This is a genomic window from Streptomyces tateyamensis (assembly GCF_003205575.1).
GTDB classification, from domain to species: domain Bacteria; phylum Actinomycetota; class Actinomycetes; order Streptomycetales; family Streptomycetaceae; genus Kitasatospora; species Kitasatospora tateyamensis.
Genome location: NZ_PYBW01000096.1, coordinates 1 through 6,629, shown reverse-complemented (window position 1 = coordinate 6,629; position 6,629 = coordinate 1). Strand labels below are relative to the sequence as shown.

Genomic DNA, 6,629 nt, shown 5'->3' with positions numbered 1-6,629 from the left:
ACGGCCGCGCCATCGACGGCCTCACGGTCGCCGTGGCGCCGCGCGACGGCACCCCGGAGCACCTGGCCGAACTCGCCGCGGCGGGCGTCACCGAACTCGTCGTCGTCGCCGCACCCCCGCCGACCGCCGACGAGGCAACGACGTGGGTCGGCGAGCTCGCCCGGACCTGGCTCCGCACAGCCCGGTGAGACACGCCGTCACCGAGTGCCGCTCCGGCCCGCGGACCGGCCGAGGCAAGCCACCGGCCAGTGAGAGGCCAGCTGAGAGGCGGTGTTCGGTACGGGCGTGCCGCCGTTCGGCGCACGCGGGCGCGGACCGTTGGCCGGTTCCTGCCCGGGGCGGCGTCCGGAGGCCGTCCAGACGGCCACCTCCGCCTACGCCGAGACCGAGGCCCACGTCGGCCGCTTCCTCAACGAGGCGTGCAGCAAAGCCGAGGGAATGCGCGCCGAGCAGGCCCAGCTGCACAGCGGCTACACCCGGTGGTGCGGCTCGGATCTCCCCGCCCCCGCCCCAACACCGACCCCTCTGATTTCCAGACCCGGACAAGCAACTGAAGGCCCTCGGGCCGACTGCCGGCGGAAGGTCGGTCCACGGCAGGAGGAAGGGCATGCGGTCCGGGTCGTGGATGCCCTCTGCTGCCAGGTCGGCCAGGTCAGCCAGCTCGTCGTCGCCGGGGAGTCGAAGCTCCAGAGGGGAGTGTTCAGACGCAGGCCCAGCAGCGGGCAGTGATCAGTCAGCGTGCGCCATTGTTGAAGACGACGGCACCACCGGTCGTTCAGAGCGTTGTGGTGAACCGCTCTGTAGCTCGATGAGCTGCGGTTTCCTTGGCTCGGTGGTGTGTGGATGGCTTCTTCAGGGCAGTCAGCTGACGGTTGGTCGGGTCGGTGGTGGAGGTGTCGTTCGTGCCGTCGGTGATTGCGTTGCTGGAGCGTCGTGAGGCGCGGGCCCGGGAGGAGTTGGATGCCTGGAAGGAGCTGCTGCGCGAGGCCCAGGAGCAGGTCGCTGTCCATCAGGAGCGGTTGGAGTGTGCGCGGATCGGCCGGAAGGAGGTCCTGCGTGCGCTGGCGGAGGAGGCTGAGGCCGTCATCGTGCAGCCGCCGACTGCGGCGACGCCCACCACTCGCGCGCTGGCGCCGGTGACGGCACCGCAGCCGCCGCACGAGGCGGGGGACGGCGCGCCGGAGCCGGCAGCGCCCGCGGTGCCTTCGGTCCTGCGGACGGGTTACGATCCGCGCCCGCCCGCATGGCAGCCGGGCCTGGGCGCGGAGGTGCTGGCCGGGGCCTACCGGCAGGTCTTCGATCTGGTGTACGCCCCCTCACCCTCCCCACCTGCAGACCTCGAACGCCGCACGGTTCACCACAACGCTCTCAGAGTCAGGAACGGCAGTGGCGGCGCCGCATCAGCCCCGCCCCGGCGTCGGCGTACCACCACGCCCTGCCACGCCATCGGCGGACCGCCCCAATCCGCCGCCACCAGCTCCCCCAGCCACTGGCGCCGACCCGCTCTCCCAACCGCCGCCAGAAATCACCACCCGCGTCCCCACCCGCCACCGCGTGCAGACGAGCCGGCCACACCCGCTCCTGCTCCCACTCCAACGCCTGGTCCCACCACCGGCACACCACCGCCCACGCCACCGCGAACACCTGCCCGGGCCCCTTCCCCGCCCGCACCGCCCGCCGCGCCACAACCCTCCACCGCCGCCGGGCCAAGGCACGTTCGGGCAGGCCACGTACGTCCAGGAACTCCAACTCCTGGTCCGCGTCCGCATCCAGCAGCCACCGCCCGTGCCGCACACACATCCGCTCCCACCGCTGCGCGTACCGCACCGCCCGTACCGGCGTCCCGGTTCGCGCACGGCCGGCATCCGAACGCCACCGGCCCCACCACCGCACCGCCTACCCGCCACGTCGCCGCCCGCTCGCCCCCGCCCGCTCGCCCCCGCCCGCCGCGGGCTCGGTCAGCTTGTCGTCGCTCAGCCCCCAGGCTGGCAGCGCCCGCTGGAGCGCGTCCTCGCCGACCTCGCACAGCCCCGCCAGCAGGCTGCGCCCGGCGCCGTCGAGCAGCACCTCGGCGTCCGCCCGCCGCGCTCCGCCCTCGTGCCGCGGCCGGTGACCGTGCCACTGCCAGTGCGCGAGCAGGGCGGCACCGTCCATCCCGTAGCGGGCAGCGATTCGGCGCAGGAAGGAGAAAGTCGTCTCCCCGGCGAGAGGAGACATGCGGAGGATCCCGAGAGCCATCCCCTCAGCCTCCCGGACCGGCACGGCACATGACGGCTGTTCGGCTCCTCCCGAAGCCGCCCGGGGGACCCTCCTGTGCCGCCACCCATGCCGCGTAGCTGCGCCGACCGGCTCCTTGCCGCCGACGGCGTCCTGATCTGCCGCGCTACGTGCGGGCATGAACCGGCTGTGATGGATCACCGTGGTTCGCGAGGGATCGTTTAGGACCTGCTGGTCAACAGCGCAGCGGTGCAACGCAGTGTGCGAGGGTGGAGCGCCCTGTCTTGCGAGCCGGCTGCACCGGCCCGAGCGGCCACCTCCAGAATTCCAGGTCAACGCCCTGCAGGCGTCGATCGCACCTGGCTCGCAACCTACGGTGCTCCACTCGCAGACTGTCCTGCTCCGTCACACGGCCTCGCGCTGCCTCAACCCGATGAATGTGTGCCGAAATGTGCGATCCAAAAGTGACTTTCACGCTAGGGTGTGTGATGTGGAGGTAAGGCTGTGACTGACGACCTGTTCGCGTCGATCGACGCGCTGCTCACCCGGCCGCGTCCGGTGGATGACTTGCCGGCGCCCGCGGAGAGGGAGCGGCTGCGCAAGGTCGGTGAGTACACCCAGGAAGAGCTGGCTGCCGCGCTGAAGACCCGTCGGGAGACGATCGTGCGGTGGGAAGCCGGGACAACGGAGCCGCGGCCGCCGAAGCGCGAGGTGTACATCCGGTTCCTCGCGACACTGGCACTCCAGCACGGCACGGTCGAGCCCACCGAGTGGCTGCGCCGCGCCCAGGCCGCCGGCCTCGCAGGCCCCACCGGCGAGCCCCCGACGGCGCCGACCCCCGCGCCCACCGCGCCTGCCCCGGCGGCGGATATCCCGGCGTCCCCGGCGCCCGCTCCGGCCGAACCCGCCGCCGCTCTCGTCCCGGCCCCGGCGGCACCCGCGGCGTCCGGCGCAGCGCAACAGGACCAGCCGCTGGTCGAGCCCGACCGCACGGCGGCGGGGGAGCCGATCACCGCCGACTCGCACACCCAGACCCAGGCGCAGCCGGCGCTGCCGGAACCGGCCGCTGCGACGGTCGAGCAGCCAGCCCCGACCCCAGTCGTACCTCAGCTGATGATGCTCGATCAGCACCCGGACGGGTCGCTGGTGATGGGCCCGGCCCTGGCGTGCGTGCAGTGCGGCAACCTGTCGCCGTACCGGGTCCAGGGCCTGCCGATGCACCTGGGCGGCTTCTGCCGCCCGGGCAGCGCCCCAGCGGCGGCCCCCGCTGCGACACCGTCTGCCGAGCAGCAGTCGGTGCCCGCCGCGGTCGCCCGGGCCGAGACCGTCCCGGTGGCGGTGCCCCGGACCGCACCCGCTCCCGCGGCTGCGCCGCGTCGCATGTTGTCGCGGTCGGCGCCGTCTCGGCCGCGCAGGGCGGCGGCGAAGAAGGTGCCGGAGCAGGCGGGCCCGGCGGACTGGGAGGCGGCGGCCGCCGCGCGGTTCCCGGCCGGCCCGCTCGCGGTGCTGGACGTCGCCGAGGACGGCAGGCAGCTGGTGGCCTACCTGGCCGACGGCACCGTGGCGCCGACCGCGCCGACCGCGCCCACCGGGCGCACGCTCGCCGCGGTGGTGGAGTGGGCGCTGGAAGCGAAGCTGGGCTCGCCGCGGCTGCACCGCCACGGGCGGGACAGCGACGCCCTGGTGGTGCTGACCGACGCCGTGCTGGCCGAGCTGGGCCTGCCGCCGATGGGCAAGGACGAGAAGACGCAGTTCGTGCCGCGCCTGGGACAGCTGGCGAAGACCCACAAGGCAGTGAAGGCCCTCACGAAGGCCGGCTGGCAGCTCACCCAGCGCGGCCTGGGCCCGTGGGCGAGGGTCTACCAGGAGCCGGAGGGCGGCAAGCGGGTCTGCGTACAGCTGTGCATCCCCGGCTGGGGCGCCCTTGCCTCGGGCGGCTGGCAGATCCCGGACGGCCTGGCCGCCCCCGAGCTGGCCCGCCTGCTGGGCACCTACGCCACCCGGGTCCTCACCCCGCGCGGCTCCACCGCCGTCTCGGGCCTGGAGCTGGTCACCGCGCTGCGCCCGCCGACCCGCGCGCAGCGCACCGAGAACGGCTGGACCTCCGGGCCGGTGGAGGGCTCCCGGCCCAAGGACGCGTTCGACCCCGCACCGCCGGAGGTCCCGGACATGCACCCGCTCGCCCAGGACCGTCAGGCGGGCGGCGCGCTGGCCACCGAGGCGTGGGACTGGTGCCGGCCGCTGACCGAGACCGAGCTGGCGGCGCCGTTCGCGGTCGGACTCGACATCAACATGGCGTTCCTGGCCGCCGCCGGCCGCCTGACGCTCCCGCTCTCGCCACCGGTCCACGAGTTGCAGCCGGCCTTCGACAAGCGGATCCCGGGCTCCTGGCTGGTCGACCTGTCCCACGTCGCCACCGACCCGCTGCTGCCCAACCCGTTCACCGCGGACGGCGCCGCGCCGAACGGACCGGCCTGGTACTCCACGGTGAAGGTCGCCTACGCCATCGAGCTCGGCGCCCAGGTCCAGCCCATCGAGGCCTGGCTGCGCCACGAGCACGGCCCCTACCTCGACCCCTGGCACAAGCGGTTGCGGCAGGCGTACCTGGACACCATGGCCGCCCTCGGCGTCCCGACCGACCTGGCCGATGGCGACCCGCTGGCCTTCCTGGACGCGATGGCCGGCCTCAAGACGGGCGGCGACGCGGCCGAGCTGGCGGTCCTGCACGCGATCAAGCAGACCGCGAAGGGCACGATCGGCAAGCTGCGCGAGCGCCCCCGCGGCCACGGCTACAAGATCGGCCAGCGCTGGCCGGCCCTGGACCGCCCGACCTGGGACCCGCTGATGCGCGCGCTGGTCATCGACACCGCCACGGTGAACTTCCACCGCAAGCTGCGCAAGATGGCGGCCGAGACCGGCCTGCACTGCTTCGCCGTGCTCTCCGACTGCGCGGTCTTCGCCGCCCCGGGCCCCGGCGCCCTGGACATCCTCACCCGCCCCGACGGCACCCTGACCACCGCGCTGCGCCTGGGCGTCTCTCCCGGCCTGGTGAAGTTCGAGGGCTCCAGGCCGATGCCGCAGGTGCGGGAGCTGCTGGCCGACGGCGCGAACCCGGCCCGCCACATCAAGACCGGCGGAGCGGTCTCCGACGACGAGTAGCACCAGCGGTCCGCCGGCCCCCGACCGGCGGGCCGCCGGGCCCGAACACGCACACCGCCAGCAACGCCGTCCCGGCCGGGACGGCGGGAAGGGATTGATGCCCCGTGGGGGAGATCGACGAGGGCCTGGAGCGCACCAAGCCCATCCCGGTACACCTCAACACCCGGGTCCGCTTCCTGTGGGAGAAGGTCGCCAAGGAGGACACCGCCAAGCTCGCCAAGGCCGCCGGCGTCTCCCAGCGCACCGCCCAGCGCTGGGCCCACGCCCTCAAGGCCGTCGCCGAAGGCCGGCTGACCGGCGACATCCCCATGACCCGGGCCAACGCGGCCAAGGTCGAGCAGGCCGTGCGCACCGCCTGGCAGCCACGAGTGAAGAACCGGGTCCGCCGCCAGGCCGAGAAGTCCGGCTTCATGCTCCACATCAGCGCGACCTTCGGCTTCAGCTCGGCCGGCGGCAGCACCGACGACCCCCGCCCCCGGATGATCACCCACAAGATGCCCGGCGACGTCGCCAAACGCCTCTACGAGGCCCGCGACACCGGAGCCAGCCAGGCCCAGCAGGAAGCCCTGCTCGCCCAAGCGCTGCGCGACCACTACTTCAAGGACAACGGACGCCGCGCCGCCGGCCTCGACGTCGAGCTGAACGACATCTCCTGGATGGACCTGGAGCTTTGATCCCCTCCCGGCGTCCCCGTGTCGCCGGAAAAGAAATTCCCGACCGCCTGAGAGGTGGCCGGGAATTCTTATGGAAATGGGCATGGCATGAATCTGGGAAAAGGAACGGACAATTTTCGGAATCCGGAGGGCCGGGGTCAGGCCGCTCGTCCACCCGCCGGGATGGGAAGATGACGGTTCTCCGGCTCAGTCCGCGGTCCGCGCGATCAGCTGGTGCAGGCCCAGCACGGACGCGCCGAAGGCGGTCAGGCCGGCCAGCACCGCGCCGGCCGGCGAGCGCGTACTGAAGAACGTCAGCGTGCCGGCGACCAGGCCGACGACGGTCGCGGCCACCAGGATGACGGCAGTACGCAGCCCGAGGAACGCAGGCGGCCCGGCCGGCGGCGGGGTGGGAGAAGAGGCTGGTGCGGGCGGCGTGGCGCCCGCTGGCGGCGGCGCGGTGGTCATGCCGATTCCTTCCTCGTACCGGTGCGCACGGTGAAGGCGTAGCGGGGCATGCCCAGCACGGTCCCGATCACCCAGCGCCACTTCGCCCGGCGGGCGGGCAGGTCGTGCAGGTGTATGCATTCAGAAGGAATG

4 protein-coding genes and 1 pseudogene are annotated in these 6,629 nt (G+C 73.3%); 3 read left to right on the top strand and 2 right to left on the bottom strand.

What is annotated here, in order from left to right:
- Positions 1–188 (top strand): annotated as a pseudogene (locus C7C46_RS24340) (LLM class F420-dependent oxidoreductase); the annotation flags it as partial.
- Between the two features lie 1,708 nt (positions 189–1,896).
- Here C7C46_RS24340 and C7C46_RS24325 read toward each other — a convergent pair.
- Entirely contained in the window at positions 1,897–2,217 is a 321-nt protein-coding gene (locus C7C46_RS24325) for a hypothetical protein (protein WP_146259198.1), read from the bottom strand.
- Positions 2,218–2,721: 504 nt separating this feature from the next.
- Between C7C46_RS24325 and tap the strand changes: the two genes are divergently transcribed.
- Positions 2,722–5,376, top strand: coding sequence for a telomere-associated protein Tap (tap, locus tag C7C46_RS24320; protein ID WP_146259197.1), 2,655 nt, complete (start codon positions 2,722–2,724; stop codon positions 5,374–5,376).
- Positions 5,377–5,480: 104 nt separating this feature from the next.
- Positions 5,481–6,050, top strand: a complete 570-nt coding sequence (tpg, locus tag C7C46_RS24315) for a telomere-protecting terminal protein Tpg (RefSeq protein WP_110672046.1) — start codon at positions 5,481–5,483, stop codon at positions 6,048–6,050.
- A gap of 186 nt (positions 6,051–6,236) precedes the next feature.
- Here the strand turns inward: tpg and C7C46_RS24310 are convergent, their stop codons facing one another.
- The gene (locus C7C46_RS24310) at positions 6,237–6,497 is read right to left on the bottom strand and encodes a hypothetical protein (RefSeq protein WP_110672045.1); all 261 of its coding nucleotides are present in this window, start codon (positions 6,495–6,497) and stop codon (positions 6,237–6,239) included.
- Positions 6,498–6,629 lie beyond the last annotated feature (132 nt).